The following is a 20,541-nucleotide window of genomic DNA, read 5'->3' as shown; positions in this document are numbered from 1 at the left end:
GTCAGTGATCCTGAGATTGAAGGTCGGCTGTGGCGAGAAACTCCAGCAGCGTTTGATTGAAGCGTTGCGGTTGGTCGAGCGGGGTGGCGTGGCGCGAATCGTCGATCACCACCAGCCGTGCATCAGGCAGCAGTTTTACATAGGTTTCTTTCAGCGCGACGGGTGTGTAGTCGCGGTCGGCGCTGACGATGAGGGTTGGACAGGTCACGCGGGAAAGTCGTTCCTGAACGCCCCAACCGACAATCGCATCGAAGCTGGCGAGATAAGCACGTTTGTCGTTTTTTGCCCAGCGTTCGGCCATTTTCTGCCGCAGATCGGCCTGTTCCGGCTTGGGAAAAAGTTTGCCGCCGAGGGCTTTGCCGATGGTTTCGAGGCTGAGCACGCGCATCAGGCTCCAGCGTTTGAACCACTGCCAATAGTCATCACGGCTGCGCAGTTTGACCTCGGGCGCGCTGTTGACGATGGTCAGGCTTTTAAGCAATTGCGGGTGATCGACGGCGAACTGAAAACCGATCATGCCGCCCATGGACAGCCCGGCGTAATGCACCGGGCCGAGGTTCAAATGTTCGATGAGTGCGAGGAGGTCGGCGCTGAAACCGGCGATGCTGTAGCGCTCGCGGGGTTTGTCCGAGCGGCCGTGGCCGCGAACATCCGGGACGATTACCCGGTAGTGCGCGGCGAGTGCCGGGATCTGCATTTCCCAGTCCAGCGTGCTCGAACCGAGCCCGTGAACCAGCAGCAACGGCGTACCGTGGCCATATTCCTCGTAGTGCAGGTTGCAACCTTCGTGCTCGAAATACGCCATCGGTGGACTCCGTGTCAGGCTTGTTCAGGGGCGGCGTACGGCGCATCCAAAGGCAACGTATCGAAGGTGCGCAGCAGTTCGATGAGGATTTGCGTCGCCGGGCCCAGGGGTTTGTCTTTGTTCGAATACAGATAGAAGCTGGAGTTGCGGGTGCCGCCCCTGTCCAACGGTAGCAGCTTGAGCGAGCCATCCTTGAGTTCTCGTTCAATCATGTGCCGAGGCAACCAGGCAAAACCCAGACCGCTGCTGACAAATGTTGCGGCGGTGGCGAGGCTGCCGACCGTCCAACGCTGTTCGGCGCCGAGCCAGCCGACATCGCGGGGTTGCTGGCGGCCGGAGTCGCGGATCACCACTTGCATCTGCGTTTCCAGATCCTGAAAACTCAGTTCGCGATTGAGCCGGTGCAGCGGGTGATCGGGGTGGGCGACGGCGATGAACTCGACGTCGCTCAATTCCGCGCCGAGGTGGCCGGGAATGCTCAGGCCGGTGATGGCCAGATCGGCCACGCCTTCGAGCAGGACTTCTTCCACACCCGACAACACTTCCTCACGCAGACGCACGCGGCAGCCACGGCTTTGCGGCATGAACGCGGTGAGCGCGCGCACGATGCGCGCACTCGGGTAAGCGGCGTCGACCACCAGCCGCACTTCCGCTTCCCAGCCTTGTTCCATGTGATGGGCGAGGTCTTCGAGCTGACTGGCCTGTTTCACCAATTGCCGCGAACGACGCAGCAACACGCCGCCGGCTTCGGTGAGCACGGCTTTACGCCCATCGATGCGCAACAGCGGCACGCCGAGTTGATCCTGCATGCGCGCGACGGTGTAACTCACCGACGACTGCGAGCGGTGCAGGGCCTCGGCGGCCTGGGCAAATCCGCCATGGTCGACCACGGCCTGCAATGTTCGCCATTGATCCAGGGTCACGCGGGGCGCTTTCATCAATAGCTCCTCTTGTCCTAAGCTGGCGATCCCTCATGGAGACTGCCGAATGAAAAAATTCTGTTGTGTGTTGCTGGCGCTGCTGCCGCTGACGGCGTTCGCGTACCCGATCGACGTGGAAAAGGATCTCAACGGTTTGAAGATCGACTACGAAACCTACGACACCGACAACGACATCGGCTCCATTCGGGTCGCCAACTACGGCGATGTCGATGCGACGTGCAAGGCCGTGTTCAGCAACGGCCCCGAGGCGCCGCGCACCCGCAGCATCGATGTCCCGGCCGGCAAACATAAAAACGCCACGGCCAAGTTCACCCGCTCGATCATCAAGTTGCGCATCAAACTGACCTGCGTCCCGAAATAACCCCGGATCCCATTGTGGGAGCGAGCCTGCTCGCGATAGCGGTGTGTCAGATAAATTAATGGTGCCTGACACTACGCCATCGCGAGCAGGCTCACTCCTACAGGGTAGGTATCAGCATCTAAACGAATTATTCGATACTTTGCAGCAATTATTTGCGCTTTTTCATCGATTCAACTCTGTTTAACCTTCACTCCATCGACTTACAACATTCTCGGATGGAGGCTACACAACATGTCCCGCGTTCTGATCATTGAAAGCAGCGCCCGCCAGCAAGACTCGGTGTCCCGTCAACTGACCCAGACCTTCATCAGCCAGTGGAAAGCTGCACACCCTGCCGATCAGATCACCGTGCGTGACCTCGCCTTGAACCCGGTACCGCATCTGGACGCCAACCTGTTGGGTGGCTGGATGAAGCCTGCCGAACAGCGCAACGCCAGCGAACAATCGTCGCTGGATCGCTCCAATGAATTGACTGATGAACTGCTCGCCGCTGACGTGCTGGTCATGGCTGCGCCGATGTACAACTTCGCCATCCCGAGCACCCTCAAGGCCTGGCTCGACCACGTGCTGCGTGCCGGCGTGACTTTCAAGTACACCGAAACCGGCCCGCAAGGCCTGCTCAGCGGCAAGCGTGCTTACGTGCTGACCGCTCGCGGCGGCATCTACGCCGGCGGCCCGGCGGATCATCAGGAACCGTACCTGCGTCAGGTGATGGGTTTCATCGGTATCAACGACGTGACCTTTATCCACGCCGAAGGCATGAACCTCGGTGGCGACTTCCAGGAGAAGGGCCTCAACCAGGCCAACGCCAAACTGTCCCAGGTCGCTTGACAGGTTAATCGCCAGATAATCTCCGGATGGTCTAGTGACCTGGCGCAACCCCTTCAAGGTTCCACGCGCATCGAACCTCCCTTTGCACTTGTTGCTCCTGAGTGCTGTAGCCCGATTGAACGCATAGGCGAGATCGGGCTTTTTTTTGCCCGGGATTTCTCATTGACGCAAACCTTACTGTGGGAGCGGGCTTGCTCGCGAAAGCGGTGTATCAGTCAAACATTTGCTGTCTGGCACTACGCCTTCGCGAGCAAGCCCGCTCCCACAGGGGATTTGTATTGTTTGAGGGTTCGCGGTCTTGCGCAAAAACCGCTATCGTCGCCGCCATTCAAAACCGAGGCGAGCATGGGCTATCTACTTTTTGTCACGCTGATCCAGGCGTTTTCCTTCAGTCTGATTGGCGAGTATCTGGCCGGTCATGTCGACAGTTACTTCGCCGTGCTGGTGCGCGTGGTGCTGGCCGGACTGGTGTTCATTCCGCTGACGCGCTGGCGCTCGGTCGAACCGTCGTTCATGCGCGGCATGCTGATGATCGGTGCGTTGCAGTTCGGTGTGACCTACGTCTGCCTGTACCTGAGCTTCCGCGTGCTGACGGTGCCGGAAGTGTTGCTGTTCACCATCCTCACGCCGTTGCACGTGACGTTGATCGAAGACGCGCTGAACCGCCGCTTCAACCCGTGGGCGCTGATCGCCGCACTGGTGGCGGTGAGTGGGGCGGCGGTGATTCGTTTCGACAGCATCAGCCCGGACTTCTTCATGGGCTTCCTGCTGCTGCAACTGGCCAACTTCACCTACGCCGCCGGGCAGGTGATGTATAAACATCTGGTGGCAAAACACCCGAGCGATCTGCCGCATTACCGACGTTTCGGCTTCTTCTACGTCGGCGCACTGGCGGTGGTGTTGCCGGCGTTCTTGCTGTTCGGCAAAGCGAATTTTCTGCCGGAAGCGCCGCTGCAGTGGGGTGTATTGCTGTTTCTCGGACTGGTCTCGACCGCGCTGGGCATGTACTGGTGGAACAAGGGCGCGTGCATGGTCAATGGCGGCACGTTGGCGGTGATGAACAACCTGCATGTGCCGGTGGGATTGCTGCTGAATCTGCTGATCTGGAATCAGCATGAGGAGCTGGGGCGGTTGTTCCTAGGGGGTAGCGTCATCCTCGCCGCTGTGTGGATTAGCCGCCTCGGCATCCGCAAATCCCCAACCACTGCATAACCCCTGTGGGAGCGGGCTTGCTCGCGAAAGCGGTGTGTCATTCAACGATTATGTCGACTGATCTGACGCCTTCGCGAGCAAGCCCGCTCCCACAGTTTTGGTCTGTGCGTTACATAAGGTGTTTTTGTGGCTCGGGGATGCTTGCCGAGCCGAGCACCGCTGGCAGCAGGCCAGAGCGCAAATCCCCGCCACTCGGCTGCTGATACAGACTCAACCCAAACTCCGGCAACACCGCCAGCAGATAATCAAAAATATCCCCCTGAATCCGCTCGTAATCCGCCCATGCCGTGGTGCGGGTGAAGCAGTAGATCTCCAGCGGAATGCCCTGCGCCGTGGTCTGCATCTGCCGCACCATGCAGGTCATGTTCGGTTGAATCTCCGGATGACTCTTCAGATACGCCAGCGCATACGCGCGGAACGTGCCGATATTGGTCATCCGGCGGCGGTTTGCCGACATCGCCGCGACATTGCCCTGCGCCTCATTCCACGCCTTGAGCTCGGCTTTCTTGCGGCTCATGTAGTCGGTCAGCAAGTGCACCTGTGAGAGTTTTTCTTCCTCGTCATCGCGGATGAAACGCACGCCGCTGGCGTCGATGAACAGGCTGCGTTTGATCCGCCGTCCGCCGGATTGCTGCATGCCACGCCAGTTCTTGAACGACTCGGACATCAAGCGCCACGTCGGGATCGACACAATGGTCTTATCGAAATTCTGCACCTTGACCGTGTGCAAAGTGATGTCGACCACATCGCCATCGGCGCCGACTTGCGGCATTTCGATCCAGTCGCCGACCCGCAGCATGTCGTTGCTGGTCAACTGCACGCTGGCGACGAACGACAGCAGCGTGTCCTTGTAGACCAACAGAATCACCGCCGACATCGCACCGAGACCGGAGAGCAGCAACAGCGGCGAGCGGTCGATCAGGGTGGCGACGATGATGATCCCGCCAAACACATACAGAACCATTTTCGCCAGTTGCACGTAGCCTTTGATCGAGCGCGTGCGGGCGTGTTCGGTGCGCGCGTAGATGTCGAGCAGGGCATTGAGCAGCGCGCTGATGGTCAGCAGCAAAAACAGGATGGTGAACGCCAGCGCGACGTTGCCGAGGAAATTCATCGCGGTTTTGCTCAGTTCCGGCACCAGGTGCAGGCCGAACTGGATCACCAGCGACGGGGTAATCTGCGCCAGGCGCTGAAATACTTTGTTGTGGCGTAAATCGTTGATCCAGTGAAACGCCGGCTGACGACCGAGCATGCGGCTGGCGTGCAGGATCAGGTAGCGCGCCACTCGTCCGAGTACCAGCGCGATCACCAACAGCAGCATCAGCGCGAGGCTGGCTTGCAGGATCGGATGCTGTTCGAGGGTGCCCCAGAGGTCCTGGGCGTTGAGCCAGAGCTGTTTGATATCCATAAGTGAAACGATTCTTCTGTAAGACGCGATGGCCGATTAGAGCATTTAAGACGCCAGGTATTACGTTTGGAGACAAATCAGGCAACAAAAAAACCACTGATTGCTGCCGTTTGCATAAAGAAACTCGGCCTGAGCGCTCGAAACCGGTAACCTATGCAGCTGTTTTTTTGCATATCTTCGAGGTAGCACCCGTGTTTTCCCAATTCGCCCTGCACGAACGCCTGCTTAAAGCTGTGGCCGAGCTGAAATTTGTCGAGCCAACGCCTGTGCAAGCCGCGGCCATCCCGCTGGCGCTCCAAGGGCGTGATTTGCGGGTGACTGCGCAAACCGGTAGCGGCAAAACCGCCGCTTTCGTTCTGCCAATCCTCAATCGCCTGATCGGCCCGGCCAAGGTTCGCGTCAGCATCAAGACGCTGATCCTGCTGCCGACCCGCGAGCTGGCCCAGCAAACCCTGAAGGAAGTTGAGCGTTTCTCGCAGTTCACCTTCATCAAATCCGGCCTGATCACTGGCGGTGAAGACTTCAAGGTACAGGCCGCGATGCTGCGCAAAGTGCCGGACATCCTCATCGGCACCCCGGGCCGCATGATCGAGCAACTCAACGCCGGCAACCTCGATTTGAAAGAAGTCGAAGTGCTGGTGCTCGACGAAGCCGACCGCATGCTCGACATGGGCTTCTCCGAAGACGTTCAGCGTCTGGTCGACGAATGCACGAACCGTCAGCAAACCATGCTGTTCTCGGCCACCACCGGTGGTTCCGGCCTGCGCGAGATGATCGCCAAAGTGCTGAATAACCCTGAGCACTTGCAGCTCAACGCGGTCAGCCAGCTGAACTCGACCACTCGTCAGCAAATCATCACCGCCGACCACAATCAGCACAAAGAGCAGATTGTGAACTGGCTGCTGGCCAACGAGACCTATCAGAAGGCGATCATCTTCACCAACACCCGCGCCATGGCCGACCGCATCTACGGCCGCCTCGTGGCTCAGGAATACAAAGCGTTCGTGCTGCACGGCGAGAAAGACCAGAAGGATCGCAAACTGGCGATCGACCGTCTGAAGCAGGGCGGCGTGAAGATCCTCGTGGCCACCGACGTGGCGGCCCGTGGTCTGGACGTTGATGGTCTGGACATGGTGATCAACTTCGACATGCCCCGCAGCGGCGACGAGTACGTGCACCGTATCGGTCGTACCGGCCGTGCCGGTAACGACGGCCTGGCGATCTCGCTGATCTGCCACGGCGACTGGAACCTGATGTCGAGCATCGAGCGCTACTTGAAGCAGAGCTTCGAGCGCCGCACCGTCAAGGAAGTCAAAGGCACCTACGGCGGGCCGAAAAAGGTCAAGGCCTCGGGTAAAGCCGTTGGCGTGAAGAAGAAAAAGACCGACGCCAAGGGCGACAAGAAGAAAACTGCCGCCAAGACGCCGACCAAGCGCAAGAGCGCTAACCGTCCGAAGCCGGACTCATTGGTGAGCAGCGACGGCATGGCCCCGCTCAAGCGTCGCAAGCCGGCAGAGCCAGCGGCTGAGTAAGACTTTTCAGGCGCACAGAAAAAACCCGGACAATGTCCGGGTTTTTTTTTAGCCCCTCTGTAGGAGCTGCCGAAGGCTGCGATCTTCGCTTTAGCCTTCCGCCTTCTTCTCCGCCGTACCCAACTCTTTCAAGCGCTGATCAATCAACTGGCACTTGTCCGGCAGATCCGCGCTGGCCGTGCCCAGATCCATTTTCTGCAACTCGGCATTGATCTCTTTGGCCTTGGCCGGATTCTGTTCAGTGAGCTTGGTGACCTCTTTGGCCAGTTGTTCACGTTTGGCGGTCGCCTCCTCAGGCGTGCAGGCCCAGACGGGCAGGGCGCAGGCAAGGGTGGCGGCGAGGGTGAGCTTGATCAGGGTTTTCATGGGGGCAGGCCTCAGTTCCGGTTAAGGCGGGTTAACCGGTTGAGGGGCAAAGCCTGTGAAAAGTTCAGAAACTGTGGCAGAACCTGTGGGAGCGAGCCTGCTCGCGAAAGCGTCGTGTCAATCACCATGAATATTGGCTGACATACCGCTTTCGCGAGCAAGCCCACTCCCACAAAGGGCGATCATTTGCCGTGGCAGCAGCTGGATTTTGTCGCGCCTTCATACCGATCATGATGCCGCACCCATTCCATGATCTCGTCTTCATTGCGGCCCTTCGGCGTCAGGTCGAGGTAGTTGTAGGCGCCAACGAGCATGTCCAGACCCCGAGCGTAGGTCGAATAGGTGTGGAAGATGTTTCCGGCCTTGTCCTTGTAAAACACGCTCAGCCCGGGCATTTCTTCCTCTGCGCTGTCAGTTTTTTCGTAGTTGTACGTAGCCTTTCCGGCGGCAACATCCTCGGCACGGGCGCATACGCCGAAGTCATAGTTGAAGTCGCAGCCTTCTGAGGATACCCAGTCAAACTTCCAGCCCATGCGTTTTTTGAAGTCTTGAAACTGGTTAAACGGTGCGTGGGACACCGCAACCACGGCGATATCGTGATGGGCCAAATGCTGGTTGGCGCCGTCGATGTGGTCGCTGAGGAACGAGCAGCCCTGGCAGCCTTCCTCCCAATCCTTGGCGAACATGAAGTGGTAAACGACCAATTGGCTGTGGTCGCCAAACAGGTCTGCCAGCTTCAATTCGCCGTTCGGGCCCTGGAAGTGGTAGTCCTTGTCGACTTTCACCCAAGGCAAGGCGCGGCGTTCAGCGCTGAGGCGATCGCGCTCTTTGGTGAAGGCTTTTTCGTGTTCCAGATGTTGTTTGCGGGCGGCGAGCCATGCTTCACGCGACACCACCGGATGGTTCTCAACGTTCATGATGATTTCTCCTGCGGGGTTGAAACCGTCTGTTTCAGACTAGTCGTTCAACCCGCCGGGAAATCGACAGACCGCCGGTCGGTCGTTGAAGGAAATACAGCTGAACGGCTGCGTCAGGCTCCGGTCACAACCTAGGTACGCGCCCCAAATCATGCGCACCGGAGGTTGAATCAGGATGACAACTTATAACTGGGATTTGATTGAACGCTTGCTGCACGAAGTGCAAAACAGCGCCGGCCACAGCTTCGCCCCTCGCGCCTACGCTGAGGATTACGCGGCGGAGAAAGCCAGCGCCGGCGAGCCGATCGAGAATCTGGATCACCTGAAAACGGTGGCCTGCGACTATGAACGGCTGTTGCTTCTGCGCGGTTTTATCCAGCCGCGTCCGGATGAAGAGGGCAGCACCGGCAACAATTTTTCTCTGACCCCGCGCGGTTCGAGCTTGCTGAGCCTGATCGACAGCAGCATTCCCGGCAATGACCACCCGCGTCAGGTGCTGGATGAGCAGGCCGATGCGCTGGATGAAGCGACGTTTGATGAAGTCGCCTCCAAAGCCCAGATCGCCTAAAAGTTGACCGCGATCCTGCAGGAGCCGAGCTTGCTCGCGAAGGCGTCGTCAGCCCCAACGTTATTGTTGAATGACAGACCGCTTTCGCGAGCAAGCTCTGCTCCTACAAGGACTTTTGTGCGGCCTTCAGACATTTGAGGTCGTTGAAGTCTTTGCGTACGCCTTCGATTTTTTTCAATAAGCGCTGACGCTGCTGCGGCGTGCTCTCCGCCATCAAATCAACGAACAACGAGCGTGCCTGCGCTTCGGTATCGGCGTAGGCCTTGCGGTAATCCGCTGTCCATAAGCTCTCGCGATTCACCAGAAGCGTCTCGATACGCTGTGGGAATTCTGCACTCTTGCGTTGCGCCACGGCGGCACTGAACTGCTTTTGCCAATGCGCACGGTTGGCGATCCACTGGGTGTTCTGATCGCCGAGAGCGTTAGTCCAGGCCACTACGCGCTGTTCTTGCGTAGGGCTGAGCGGGCCGAGCCAGTCGTTGAGGCGTTTGGTCATGCGCTCGCCACGTTCCTTGATCTGCTGGGCCAGCGGCGGATTGACGTAATCCTGCTGGCGTTTGCGCAAGTCCTTGGCGAACGCTTCATTCATCTCCGCCACTTGCTTGTCGTCCAGACCTTGCAGCAATTCGATGGCCGACGGGGTGATCTCTTTCGCGGTTTCGGCGATGGCTTGCTTGGCTTCGGCGGTGCGCGCTTGCAGGGCGGCGTCGGTGACCTGATTGGTCTCGACCATGGTTTGCAAGCGATCCAGCCAGTCGAGGTAACCCGGCAACTGCGTGGTGCAGTGCCAGTTCAGGTGTTCCTTGAGGCGCTCGTTGAACCAGTCTTTCTGCTCGCCGTTCATGTCGACGTAGTCGCCGAGCGTCCACGGAATGATCACGTCGAGGTTGCGATAGGCCAGGCCGACGCGGCTGCAGGCGCCGAGGGCGAGGGTGAACATCAATAGCGCGGCAATGTGCTTGAACCAGCGAGACATGGGCGAATCCTTGCGATGGCCAGCCTGAGGGTCTGATGTTTATGTGAACGCAGAATGAGCCCGGCAGTTCAGCCGATCAATAGAAGGCGCGTTCGGCCTTGAGCGTGACGAGGCCGTCGCACTGGCTGTTGTGGCCAGAGTAGGCCGAGCAATCGCTGCCGCTGAGGCTGGAGTTGCTGTAGATGAGGTCGAGATCGACGCCCATCACCGGGCGGGAAAATTTCACCGACCAATCGGTAAAACTACTGACGTAGCCGCCGTCCACCGCTACTGGCGAGTTCAACTGGTGGGTGGTGTATTTCATGCTGACGCCGATGCCGAACGGCTGATTGCCGCCAAGGTCGGCGAAAAGGGTGTTGTTCTGTTTATCCGGGTCGTTGCTCAGCGCGATGCCGAAGCGGCTGCCGAGCAGGGTCAGGCCACCGAACACTTCCTGGCTGTCGAGGGTGTCGACCTTCGGATAGCTGTAATGAATCATCCCGACTTCGTAGCCGAGCAACTGATCGAATGGTTGTTTAAAGCCGACGTAGGAGTCGATTTCAAGGTTCTTGCCCGGCGAGATGCCCATGCTCGGCGCGTACTGACCGACGTAGAGGCCACTGTCGTGGCTCAGATCGAGACCGCCGTGGAACGAACCGACCGCCGCCGGTTTGACCAGGCCTTGCGCCATGCTCCGGCTGGGTGTGGTGCCGAGCTTGAGGTCGAAATCACCGAGTTCACGCTGGAAAATCTGCGCGTGCGCGGTCGTTGCCGCGAGCAGGCCTACAAGCAATAAACAGGAAGATGTGCGCATGCGTCACTCCATGAACAGCGAGCGCAGGACGGCGGGCCTGCTGAAACGCTTGATCTAGACGCGTGCAAGGATACCGGCGAATGCTCGGCATTGAAGGCCGTTCGTCGATTTCTGAATATTTGATATCTGGGATGTTTAAAACGGGGAGGGTGTTGGGCGGTGCCAGTCCAGGCGCTTCGAAGCTCAAAGCGCCTCTGGACGGGTGTAAAACCGGGTGTTACTTCTTGCCCAGGCTGATCTGCTTGGACGGGCCGAACGTCTGGCCACTGACGCCTTTGGCAATTTGCTGGATCTCGCCGCCGGACTTGAGGAACGCTGCGATTTGATCGTTGATCGATTCGCTGGTTTCAACGGCTGGAGCTGGCTTTGCTTTGCTGTTGGATGCTTTTACACGCATGGCGGCCATTAACCTGTAGAAAAGTAACTCGGCCAGGCATCGTACAGTAATTACTTGACAATTGCTTGGTAAATATCCCCGGGAATAACCCAGTGCAGCGCTGCATTATTCGCGGTTAATTAATTGGAATATCCAGCTAACCTGCTGTTTTAAATAAGATCATTGCTGTTTGGCGGGACATTATGTCGCGGCTGAAACCCTCGCTGACAGACTGACGAGCGGCACCTCGCTCGTCGGCGATCAAGGAAAATCAAGGCGTGGCGCAGATTTAGCCGAAACCGAGGATCTGCCGGCGAACGTTCACGGCAAAAACGGGTAGAATGCCGCCCACGTAATGAGGGTTCTGGAAATGGCTTTAGTCGGGCGTTACAACAGTTTGCAAGTGGTTAAACACACTAACTTCGGTTTATATCTGGACGGCGGTGCGGACGGCGAGATTCTTTTGCCTAACCGTTATATCCCTAAAGATATTCCCAGCGAAGATGAAGATTGGCTCAACGTTTTTGTTTATCTGGACAGCGAAGACAAACTTCTCGCTACCACAGAGAAACCAAAAGTTCAGGTCGGCGAATTTGCCAGTCTGAAAGTTGTTGAAGTCAACAGCATTGGTGTGTTCCTCGATTGGGGGCTGCCGAAGGATCTGTTGCTGCCGTATTCCGAAGAAAAGCGCCAGATGACCGCCGGCGAGTACTGCGTGGTGCACGTCTACCTCGACAAGCACACCCGCCGCATCACCGCCACCGCGCGGCTGGATCGCTATCTCGACAAAACCCCGGCCAATTACAGCCAGGGCCAGGAAGTTGATCTGCTGGTCGCCGAAGCCACCGACATGGGCTTCAAGGCGATCATCAACAACAAGCACTGGGGTTTGATCCACAAGAACGAAATCTTCAAGTTCATGCGCGCCGGCATGAGCGAGAAGGGCTACATCAAGGAAGTGCGCGCCGACGGCAAGATTGCCCTGAGCCTGCAACCGGTGGGTCAGGAAGCAGCGAGCAGCCTCAACTCGAAGATTCTCGCCAAGTTGCGTGACAACGACGGCACGCTGCCGGTCAGCGACAAGAGCGATCCGGCGCTGATCAGCAGCCTGTTCGGCGTCAGCAAAGGCAACTTCAAGAAGGCCATCGGTTCGCTGTACAAGGAAGGCAAGATCGTTATTCATGCCGATCGCATTGAACTAACCTGAGCCCACGCCAGCCCCATGTAGGAGCTGCCGCAGGCTGCGATCTGTTGATCTTCAAGGTCAAAAGATCGCAGCCTGCGGCAGCTCCTACATTGAGGGTGGTGTGATGAAAAGATCGCTGATTGCCTACGTCGCCACGCTGCTGACGTTTCTTCTGCTCGACGGCATCTGGCTGGGGCTGTTGATGGCGCCGACCTACCGCGAACTGCTCGGTTCGCTGATGCTGGAAAAACCGCTGCTGTTACCGGCCGCGGTTTTTTATTGCCTGTATGTTTTGGGTTGTGTGGTGTTTGTAGTGTTGCCCGCGCTGAGTTGGCAGTGGGCGATGAAGAGGGGGGCGTTGCTGGGGCTGGTGGCGTATGGGACGTATGACCTGACGAATTGGGCGACGTTACGTGGGTGGTCGGTGCAGGTGACGTTGATGGATTGGGTGTGGGGGATGGTGGCGACGGCTGTGGCTTGTGCGGTTGGGTATTTGGTGGCGAGGCGGTTTGGCCGGCGCTGATGATCCTTCATATGGGGTGGCAGTGAGGGCCTCTTCGCGAGCAGGCTCGCTCCTACAGGGAAATGCGTTGCCATTGTGGGAGCGGGCTTGCTCGCGAATGGCGGCGCAGCCGACGGCCATTCACCGCTGACGCTACAGAAGAAACAAATGTCTTTTCCAGACGCCTTTTTCCCCTCGACTCATTGATAATCCCCAACACTGTTTTCTGACCATTGGATGGCCTGCCATGTTGTGTGTGTTCGAGGTGTTGCGGTGAGTGTCGAGCGGCGCAATGCCGACCGGTTTGCCCTGCAAGTGATGATCGGCCTGTGCCTGATCTGGGGCGTGCAGCAAGTCATGATCAAATGGGCCGCGCCGGACATTGCACCGGTGATGCAGGCGGCGGGGCGGTCAGGCATTTCCGCGTTGCTTGTAGGATTGTTGATCTGCTGGAAGGGCGGTTGGGATCAGGTCGGCAACACCTGGCGCGGCGGTTTGCTCGCCGGTGCGCTGTTCGGTCTGGAATTTTTCTTTATCTCCGAAGGCCTGCAACTGACCACGGCCGCGCACATGTCGGTATTCCTCTACACCGCGCCGATCTTCACCGCGTTGGGCGTGCATTTTCTGCTGGCCAGCGAGCGTCTGCGGCCGTTGCAATGGCTGGGGATTCTGCTCGCCTTCATCGGCATCGCGATTGCCTTCGCTGGCGGCGTGTCGTGGGACAACCTCGACCGGAACATGCTGCTCGGTGACTTCTTCGGGATTCTGGCCGGTGCCTGTTGGGGCGCGACCACCGTGGTCGTGCGTGCCTCGCGCTTATCCGACGCGCCGGTGACCTTGACCCTGTTCTATCAATTGATGGTCGGTTTCGTCGGGCTGTTGTTGATCGCGCTGTTCAGCGGCCAGATCACTCACGTCAACCTGACCACGGTGGCGGTGGCCAGTGTGCTGTTCCAAGGGCTGGTGGTGTCGTTCTTCAGTTACCTGGTGTGGTTCTGGCTGTTGCGTCGGTATCTGGCGGCCAATCTCGCGGTGTTTTCGTTTATGACGCCGCTGTTCGGCGTGACCTTCGGCGTGATTCTGCTCGGCGAAGAGCTGAGCCTGAACTTCATCATCGGCGCCGTGCTGGTGTTGCTCGGCATCACCTTCGTCAGCGCCGAACAGTGGGTGCGTCGGCGTTTGCGCAAAGCGCTGGGTCAGTAGCCGCTGGCCGAGCATTCAGGGGGTGCGACAACATGGCTCATGTGGCCAAAGGCAGGGTCGGGGCCAATCCGAATGCGTGTTTAGAAGTGCTGCAGGCTGTCTATCCCGCGGCTTCGGCGGATGTGCGAGAAACGGCTTGAACCAATGGCTGCAGATTCTGTTCCATTCAGTAACAGATCATTGCGGATTTCGCCGAGCATTGCGTAGGACTTCGGACTATTATCAGTGCGAAGCGGCCTCAGAATTCCGGTCGCTCAGCACCACCCTGAAGGGGGCATGACGATGAAAGAGAAAATTCAAAACTGGCTGCACGACTTGGGTGTTGCCCTCGGCTTGATCGAACCGCCTCTGCAACCTGTCCCGATCCGCACCGATGACGAGCAGCGTCGCCGCCAGCCGCGCCGGCGGTAAGTGCCTCTTTAAGGATCAAGAGATCGCAGCCTTCGGCAGCTCCTACATGGATTAGTGTAGGAGCTGCCGAAGGCTGCGATCTTTTGCTTTCAATGCCGCCCAATCTCTATTAAAAACCGGCTCAAGTCATTCGCGGTCTTCGCGGTCTTGAGCATGCGGTCTTCTTCGGCGGTGAATGCCGTCAGTCCGAATTCATCTTCCAGATGAAAGATCAAATCCTCGATATCGGCCTTTTCCAACCCCAATTGCACCAGGCTGGTGTGGTCGTTGAAGTCGCGGTTCTCCAGCAGACGGCGGATGAACCGGTGCACGGCGGCACGCACGGCAGCTCTTCTCATGGCAGTTTTTTCTAGTCGTTGTTCTGCCTGAGTGAAGCATCTTCATCAGCACTTTTCTACAGACGAAAAAAACGGGTGTGGCAACCGACGCCACACCCGTCGAAGAAAGCATCAAGTCGTTACATCAAGCTTAGATCGCGCTCGCCACGGTTGCCGGGCGAGGGGAGACCAGGCTGACCACCACGAAACTGATCAGGCCCACAGCCAGGCTGTAGTAGATCGGCGTGTTGGCATCGAGGCCGTCCTTGATCATGAACAACAGGGCGGTGGCGAAACCCAGACCCATGCTGGCGATGGCGCCGGCGGTGGTTGCGCGTTTCCAGAAGATCGCCCCGATCAACGGGATCAACATGCCGCCGACCAACAGGTTGTAAGCGAGGGTCAGCGCGCTGATCACATCGTTTACCACCAGAGCGATACCCAGCACCACAACACCGGTCAGCAGGGTGAACAGGCGGTTGATGCCCAGGCTCGATTGTTTACCGCCGCGCAGTTTCGGCAGCAGGTCTTCGGTAATGGTGGTGGCAGCGGCGAGCAGGCCGGCGCTGGCGGTAGACATCATGGCGGCCAGTGCAGCCGCGATCACCAGACCCCGGATGCCGTCCGGCAGCGACAGTTTGACGATGGCGGCGAAGGCATTGTTGACGTTGGACAGATCAGGAATCAGCACGTGTGCCGCCATGCCGATCAGGGCGCAGGCCAGGCCGTAGATGATGCAGTAGATGCCGGCGGCGCTACCGGCGTACTTGGCGACTTTTTCGTTCTTGACGGTGAACACCCGTTGCCAGATGTCCTGACCGATCAGAATGCCGAAGAAGTAGATCATGAAGTAGGTGATGATCGTGTCCCAACCGATCGTGGTGAAGTTGAACGCGGTGGCCGGCAACTTCAGCACCAACTCGTCCCAACCGCCCACGCGGTACAGGCAGATTGGCAACAGGATGAACATCAGGCCAACGGTCTTGATGATGAACTGGACGATGTCGGTCAGGGTCAGCGACCACATGCCGCCGATCGCCGAGTAGATCACCACCACGCCACCACCGACCAGTACCGAGACCCAGAACGGCAGGTCGAACAGCACTTGCAGAACGGTGCCGATCGCGAGGATCGAGGTCACGCCGATCATCAGTGCGTAGGCCAGCATGATCAGCGCGGAGGCCGAGCGAGCCATCGGGTTGTAGCGCTTTTCCAGCACTTGGGTAACGGTGTAAATCTTCAGTTTCAGCAGCGGTTTGGCCAGAAACAGGTTCAGCGCGAGAATCCCGCAACCCAGCGCGGCGCACAGCCAGAAACCGGAGATGCCATGCACATAACCGAGGCGAACGGTGCCGACGGTGGACGCACCACCGAGCACGGTAGCGGCCATGGTGCCCATGTACAAGCTTGGGCCGAGGTTACGACCGGCGACCAGAAAGTCCTCGTTGGTTTTGGCCTTGCGCATGCCGAAATAGCCGAGCAAAAGCATGCCGGCTGCGTAGATGAGGACGACGAATAAATCCAAAGCCATGATGGCGTGTCTCCGATTGTCTTTTTTATGTGAGGCTGAATTCAGTCTCCTGTGGGAGCGAGCTTGCTCGCGAAGGCGTCGGCACATTCAACACTGATGTGACTGACAGATCGCTTTCGCGAGCAAGCTCGCTCCCACAGGGGATAGGCGTTTGTTCAGGCGGCTTGTCGCATTGCCGCTTTAACCGGCGACTCCGCGCCTTGGCTCCGTGCATCCTTCGGGCCGAACACTTCCCGCGGTTCCGGGAACAGGCTCAGCAGCGTCAGGTACACCACCGAAGCCAGGCCCAGGGTCACTGGCAAGCTGATGTCGATGCCGCCGGCCATTTCACCCAGCGGGCCAACGAATTGCCCCGGCAGGTTGACGAAGCACAGGCCGACCGCCGCGCTCGGGATCCATGCGCCCAGACCGCGCCAGTTCCAGCCGTGGTTGAACCAGTAGCGTCCGCCCTGTTCGCCGCGCGTGAACACTTGCAGGTCATCCGGGCAGTAGAAACCGCGACGTACCAACAGGCCGATGATCATGATCACCATCCATGGCGTGGTGCAGGTGATGATCAGCACGGCGAAGGTCGACACGCTCTGCACCAGGTTCGCCGCAAAGCGACCGATGAAGATAAAGGCAATCGACAGCACGCCGATCAACAGCGTCGCTTTCACCCGCGACAGCACGCGCGGGAACACGCTGGACATGTCCAGCCCGGTGCCATACAGCGACGTGGTGCCGGTGGACATGCCGCCGATCACCGCAATCAGGCACACAGGCAGGAAGAACCAGCTCGGCGACACCGCCAGCAAACCACCGACATAGTTGTTCGCCGCGATGTAGTCCGGCGCCTTGATCGCGACGATGGTCGCGGTGGTCAGGCCGAACAGAAACGGAATCAGGGTTGCCAACTGTGCCGCGATCACCGCCAGCATGATCCGGGCTTTCGGGGTTGTACGCGGGATGTAGCGTGACCAGTCGCCGAGGAAGGCGCCAAAGGAAATCGGGTTGCTCATCGCCACCAGCGCGGCGCCGATAAACGCCGCCCAGAAACCTGCCTGGCCGAGGGCCACGCTGCCGGCGTACTGGCTGTCGAAGGCGGGGGCAAAGGCGAAAATGCCGAGCAGGAACAACAGGCTCGCGGCCCACACCGCGATGCGGTTGACCCACAGCATGATGCGGAAGCCGTAGATGCACACGGTGAGTACCAGCAACGCGAACAAGCCGTAGGCCAGACCCAGGGTCAGGTCGGTTTCCGGCAGGCCGATCAGACGTTTGGCACCACCGACCAGCGCGTCACCCGAACTCCACACCGACAGTGAGAAGAACGCGATCGCCGTCAACAACGACAGGAACGAGCCGACGATCCGCCCGTGCACACCGAAATGCGCACCCGATGACACAGCATTGTTGGTGCCGTTGAGCGGGCCGAACAGGCCCATCGGCGCAAGGATCAGCGCACCGACCACCACGCCCAGCACAATCGCCCAGACGCCGGCCTGAAAAGACAGACCGAACAGCACCGGGAAACTGCCGAGCACGGCGGTGGCGAAGGTATTGGCGCCGCCGAAGATCAAGCGAAACAGGTCGCTGGGTCGGGCGTCGCGCTCATGGTCCGGGATCTGTTCGACCCCGTTTGTTTCAATGCTGCTAAGGCTTTTTTCGTTGTTGTTGTTATTCATGATCTGCTCCGATCACAAAGGCGCGCTCATCGTTCGTGAGCGTCACCTGTTTTGGCTAAGGGGATGGCAGCCCTTCCGGCATCGCGGACAAATGTTCGTGGCAGGCCAGCCAATGGCCTTGTTGTTCTAGGCTCGACGCTTGTTTCTTGAAAACAATCGTCTCGCGCTCCTGGCTGAAGTGTTGCTCCCCTTGCATGCGCAGCTCGGTGGCCACGTCATGGATGAAAATCGCCACGTCACCTTGCAGGCTGACGAAGGCGTTGCTCGAGGTGCACGCAAGCACCTCGAAGCCATCCTCGGCGCGCCAGCTGTCCCACAAGGCCTGATAGGCATCGCGCGACAGCAACGGCTGTTCGAGGGTGTAGAAAACGAAACTTGCATCGGCGCTGAACGCGCCGAAGTAAGCCTCGCGATCGTTACGGGCAAAGGCAGCCACCAGTTCGGCGGCCGCTTGCAGAACCTGATCACGTTCGTTCATGACGCAACCCTCAGCGGTGAACCACGCCAGGCAGTACGCAGAGCATTTCGTACAGCAGGTTGGCGGCCAGCAGCGAGGTGTTGCCGGTGGTGTCGTAAGCGGGCGAGACTTCTACCAGATCGCAACCGATCAAGTCGAGGCCTTGGCAGCCGCGAACGATTTCAATCGCCTGAATGGTCGTCAGACCGCCGATTTCCGGGGTGCCGGTGCCAGGTGCCCAGGCCGGATCGATGCCGTCGATGTCGAAGCTCAGGTACACCGGGCCGCCGCCGACTTTCTCGCGCACTTCAGCCATCAGCGGTGCCAGCGACTTGTGCCAGCACTCTTCAGCCTGAACCACGCGGAAACCCTGATCGCGGCTCCAGTTGAAGTCGTCAGCGGTGTAACCCTGAGCGCGCAGACCGATCTGCACGACGCGATCACAATCGAGCAGACCTTCTTCAACCGCGCGGCGGAAGGTGGTGCCGTGGGCGATTTTCTCGCCGAACATGTGATCGTTGACGTCCGCGTGGGCATCGATGTGCACCAGACCGACCTTGCCGTGCTTCTTATGAATCGCCCGCAGGATCGGCAGGGTGATGGTGTGGTCGCCACCCAGGGTCATCGGGATCACGTTGTGCTCGAGGATGTTGTCGTAGGCTTCTTCGATGATGCGCACGGCGTCGAGCAGGTTGAAGGTGTTGATCGCCACGTCGCCAATGTCGGCCACGGCCAGCGAGTCGAATGGCGCAGCGCCGGTCGCCATGTTGTAAGGGCGGATCATCACCGATTCGGTGCGAATGTCGCGTGGCCCGAAGCGGGTGCCGGGGCGCAGCGAAGTACCGATGTCCAGTGGCACGCCTACGAAGGCAGCGTCCAGGCCGGCAGCGGTCGGTACATGGGGGAGTCGGAGCATGGTGGCGATGCCGCCGAAGCGCGGCATTTCGTTGCCGCCCAGTGGTTGGTGAAGAATCTTGTCCACGGGTAGGGCCTCATCGTCTTTGTTTTATTTATATCGGCGCGCCGTTGAGCACAGGTTCGGACGCCGCTGTGGGGCCGATGATGCGAAATGTAGTGAGGGGAAAGAATCGCTACGGGCAAATACTTAGTTCAGATTTTTCTAAACTAATGCCAGACTTCCACACCGGCTCGTTCCCATGCTCCGCGTGGGAATGCATCTACGGACGCTCCGCGTCCAGCCGTACTTGCAGGTGACGCAGAGCGTCACAGGCTGCATTCCCACGCAGAGCGTGGGAACGATCCTTGGAGTAGACATGGCCAACGCTTTACCCGACCTGAAACTATTGCGCATCTTCGTCAGCGTCGTGCGCCATCAGGGTTTCGCCAATGCGCAGCAGGAACTCAACCTGTCGACCTCGGCGATCAGCACCTACATGAGCCAGCTCGAAGCCGCGCTCGGTCTGGTGCTGTGCCATCGCGGACGCGGCGGGTTCAGCCTGACCAGCAAGGGTGAGCTGTTCCATCAGGAAACCCTGCGCCTGCTCGCCGAACTCGAAGGGTTCGAGCAATACGCCGCCGCGCTCAAGGGCGAATTGCGCGGCACGCTCAACCTCGGCGTGATCGACTCCACGGTCAGCGACAAGGCTCTGCCATTTGCCGAAGCCATCGGCGGTTACAGCCAGGAACACCCGGCGGTGCATTTGCACTTATCGGTGATGAGCCCGTACGAACTGCAACTCGGCGTGCAGGACAATCGCCTCGATCTGGCCATCGGCGCGTTCTCCACACGGATGAGCGGTCTGGTCTACATGCCGCTGTACCGCGAACAGCACTGGTTGTATTGCAGCAGCCGCCATCCTTTGTTCAACGAGCGGCGCATCCCCGAACAAGTCATCACCCAGCAGCGCATGGTCGGTCGTGGTTATTGGAGTCAGGCCGAGCTGGCGCGTCACGGTTTCAAGCACAGCGCAGCGACCGTGGAAAGTATGGAGGCGCAGCTGATTCTGGTGTTGTCCGGCGCCTACATTGGTTACTTGCCGGAGCACTACGCGCAGGCGTGGGCCGACAAAGGGGATTTGCGGGTTCTGCTGCCGGCGACGTTCGGTTATCAGGCGCCGTTCTCGATGATCATGCGTCGCGGTCGTAGCCGCGAGCCGCTGATCCAGACTTTCCGTGATTTGCTCAAAGCACAGCTCAATCAGGCTTAGCTTGTAGGAAAAA

The 20,541-nt window shown here is 59.0% G+C and carries 23 protein-coding genes; 10 read left to right on the top strand and 13 right to left on the bottom strand.

What is annotated here, in order from left to right; translation table 11 throughout:
* Position 1 precedes the first annotated feature (1 nt).
* Together KFS80_RS14885 and KFS80_RS14880 are read right to left on the bottom strand one after the other, a co-directional pair.
* On the bottom strand, positions 2–805 hold the full coding sequence (locus KFS80_RS14885; RefSeq protein ID WP_212545172.1) for an alpha/beta fold hydrolase: 804 nt from the start codon (positions 803–805) through the stop codon (positions 2–4).
* Between the two features lie 14 nt (positions 806–819).
* The gene (locus KFS80_RS14880; protein WP_008086429.1) at positions 820–1,743 is read right to left on the bottom strand and encodes a PA3225 family LysR-type transcriptional regulator; all 924 of its coding nucleotides are present in this window, start codon (positions 1,741–1,743) and stop codon (positions 820–822) included.
* A gap of 49 nt (positions 1,744–1,792) precedes the next feature.
* On the opposite strand from KFS80_RS14880, the gene KFS80_RS14875 reads away from it, so the two are divergent.
* The 3 genes from KFS80_RS14875 to KFS80_RS14865 all read left to right on the top strand — a co-directional run bounded on the left by KFS80_RS14875 (position 1,793) and on the right by KFS80_RS14865 (position 4,150).
* Positions 1,793–2,107, top strand: a complete 315-nt coding sequence (locus KFS80_RS14875; RefSeq protein WP_053118166.1) for a hypothetical protein — start codon at positions 1,793–1,795, stop codon at positions 2,105–2,107.
* A gap of 231 nt (positions 2,108–2,338) precedes the next feature.
* Positions 2,339–2,938 carry an FMN-dependent NADH-azoreductase gene (locus tag KFS80_RS14870; RefSeq protein WP_212545171.1) on the top strand — a complete coding sequence of 200 codons (600 nt, stop codon included), beginning with the start codon at positions 2,339–2,341 and terminating at the stop codon, positions 2,936–2,938.
* 345 nt (positions 2,939–3,283) lie between these two features.
* Entirely contained in the window at positions 3,284–4,150 is an 867-nt protein-coding gene (locus KFS80_RS14865; RefSeq protein WP_212545170.1) for a carboxylate/amino acid/amine transporter, read from the top strand.
* Positions 4,151–4,259: 109 nt separating this feature from the next.
* On the opposite strand, the gene KFS80_RS14860 is transcribed toward KFS80_RS14865, so the two are convergent.
* Positions 4,260–5,558 (bottom strand): mechanosensitive ion channel family protein, encoded by a 1,299-nt coding sequence (locus KFS80_RS14860; RefSeq protein WP_053118172.1) that lies wholly within the window; start codon positions 5,556–5,558, stop codon positions 4,260–4,262.
* Positions 5,559–5,749: 191 nt separating this feature from the next.
* Between KFS80_RS14860 and KFS80_RS14855 the strand changes: the two genes are divergently transcribed.
* Positions 5,750–7,090: a DEAD/DEAH box helicase gene (locus tag KFS80_RS14855; RefSeq protein ID WP_053118174.1), complete on the top strand. Its 1,341-nt coding sequence runs from the start codon at positions 5,750–5,752 to the stop codon at positions 7,088–7,090.
* Positions 7,091–7,180: 90 nt separating this feature from the next.
* Here KFS80_RS14855 and KFS80_RS14850 read toward each other — a convergent pair whose 3' ends face one another.
* Both KFS80_RS14850 and KFS80_RS14845 read right to left on the bottom strand, forming a co-directional pair.
* On the bottom strand, positions 7,181–7,456 hold the full coding sequence (locus tag KFS80_RS14850) for a hypothetical protein (RefSeq protein ID WP_053118177.1): 276 nt from the start codon (positions 7,454–7,456) through the stop codon (positions 7,181–7,183).
* A gap of 182 nt (positions 7,457–7,638) precedes the next feature.
* On the bottom strand, positions 7,639–8,373 hold the full coding sequence (locus KFS80_RS14845) for a DUF899 domain-containing protein (protein WP_212545169.1): 735 nt from the start codon (positions 8,371–8,373) through the stop codon (positions 7,639–7,641).
* 175 nt (positions 8,374–8,548) lie between these two features.
* Between KFS80_RS14845 and KFS80_RS14840 the strand changes: the two genes are divergently transcribed.
* The gene (locus KFS80_RS14840; protein ID WP_053118180.1) at positions 8,549–8,941 is read left to right on the top strand and encodes a hypothetical protein; all 393 of its coding nucleotides are present in this window, start codon (positions 8,549–8,551) and stop codon (positions 8,939–8,941) included.
* 103 nt (positions 8,942–9,044) lie between these two features.
* On the opposite strand, the gene KFS80_RS14835 is transcribed toward KFS80_RS14840, so the two are convergent.
* From KFS80_RS14835 to KFS80_RS14825, 3 genes are all read right to left on the bottom strand, one after another.
* Complete coding sequence (locus KFS80_RS14835) at positions 9,045–9,917, bottom strand: DUF6279 family lipoprotein (RefSeq protein WP_053118182.1); 873 nt, start codon at positions 9,915–9,917, stop codon at positions 9,045–9,047.
* 76 nt (positions 9,918–9,993) lie between these two features.
* The gene (locus tag KFS80_RS14830; RefSeq protein ID WP_053118184.1) at positions 9,994–10,710 is read right to left on the bottom strand and encodes a TorF family putative porin; all 717 of its coding nucleotides are present in this window, start codon (positions 10,708–10,710) and stop codon (positions 9,994–9,996) included.
* 217 nt (positions 10,711–10,927) lie between these two features.
* Positions 10,928–11,116 carry a hypothetical protein gene (locus tag KFS80_RS14825; protein WP_016702300.1) on the bottom strand — a complete coding sequence of 63 codons (189 nt, stop codon included), beginning with the start codon at positions 11,114–11,116 and terminating at the stop codon, positions 10,928–10,930.
* A gap of 340 nt (positions 11,117–11,456) precedes the next feature.
* On the opposite strand from KFS80_RS14825, the gene KFS80_RS14820 reads away from it, so the two are divergent.
* From KFS80_RS14820 to KFS80_RS27095, 4 genes are all read left to right on the top strand, one after another.
* On the top strand, positions 11,457–12,293 hold the full coding sequence (locus KFS80_RS14820; protein ID WP_053118186.1) for a CvfB family protein: 837 nt from the start codon (positions 11,457–11,459) through the stop codon (positions 12,291–12,293).
* 103 nt (positions 12,294–12,396) lie between these two features.
* Positions 12,397–12,795 carry a DUF2177 family protein gene (locus KFS80_RS14815; RefSeq protein WP_212545168.1) on the top strand — a complete coding sequence of 133 codons (399 nt, stop codon included), beginning with the start codon at positions 12,397–12,399 and terminating at the stop codon, positions 12,793–12,795.
* A 252-nt stretch (positions 12,796–13,047) separates the two neighbouring features.
* Positions 13,048–13,977, top strand: coding sequence for a DMT family transporter (locus KFS80_RS14810; protein ID WP_212545167.1), 930 nt, complete (start codon positions 13,048–13,050; stop codon positions 13,975–13,977).
* A 282-nt stretch (positions 13,978–14,259) separates the two neighbouring features.
* Entirely contained in the window at positions 14,260–14,388 is a 129-nt protein-coding gene (locus KFS80_RS27095; protein WP_003184145.1) for a PA1414 family protein, read from the top strand.
* An 89-nt stretch (positions 14,389–14,477) separates the two neighbouring features.
* Here the strand turns inward: KFS80_RS27095 and KFS80_RS14805 are convergent, their stop codons facing one another.
* From KFS80_RS14805 to speB, 5 genes are all read right to left on the bottom strand, one after another.
* Entirely contained in the window at positions 14,478–14,726 is a 249-nt protein-coding gene (locus KFS80_RS14805; protein ID WP_212545166.1) for an acyl carrier protein, read from the bottom strand.
* A 130-nt stretch (positions 14,727–14,856) separates the two neighbouring features.
* A complete protein-coding gene (locus tag KFS80_RS14800) occupies positions 14,857–16,236 on the bottom strand; it encodes a sodium:solute symporter family protein (protein ID WP_053118194.1) in 1,380 nt (459 codons plus the stop codon).
* Positions 16,237–16,391: 155 nt separating this feature from the next.
* Positions 16,392–17,903 carry a purine-cytosine permease family protein gene (locus KFS80_RS14795; RefSeq protein ID WP_159814646.1) on the bottom strand — a complete coding sequence of 504 codons (1,512 nt, stop codon included), beginning with the start codon at positions 17,901–17,903 and terminating at the stop codon, positions 16,392–16,394.
* Positions 17,904–17,958: 55 nt separating this feature from the next.
* On the bottom strand, positions 17,959–18,381 hold the full coding sequence (locus KFS80_RS14790) for a YybH family protein (RefSeq protein ID WP_053118199.1): 423 nt from the start codon (positions 18,379–18,381) through the stop codon (positions 17,959–17,961).
* A gap of 10 nt (positions 18,382–18,391) precedes the next feature.
* Positions 18,392–19,342, bottom strand: coding sequence for an agmatinase (speB, locus tag KFS80_RS14785; protein ID WP_008086245.1), 951 nt, complete (start codon positions 19,340–19,342; stop codon positions 18,392–18,394).
* 292 nt (positions 19,343–19,634) lie between these two features.
* Here speB and KFS80_RS14780 point away from each other — a divergent pair, with 292 nt between their 5' ends.
* Positions 19,635–20,528 (top strand): LysR family transcriptional regulator, encoded by an 894-nt coding sequence (locus KFS80_RS14780; protein ID WP_053118206.1) that lies wholly within the window; start codon positions 19,635–19,637, stop codon positions 20,526–20,528.
* Positions 20,529–20,541: the final 13 nt, after the last annotated feature.

Origin of the sequence: Pseudomonas rustica (assembly GCF_018336155.1) — a bacterium.
In the GTDB taxonomy this organism is placed as follows: domain Bacteria; phylum Pseudomonadota; class Gammaproteobacteria; order Pseudomonadales; family Pseudomonadaceae; genus Aquipseudomonas; species Aquipseudomonas rustica.
This window is presented reverse-complemented; position numbering and strand designations above follow the sequence as displayed.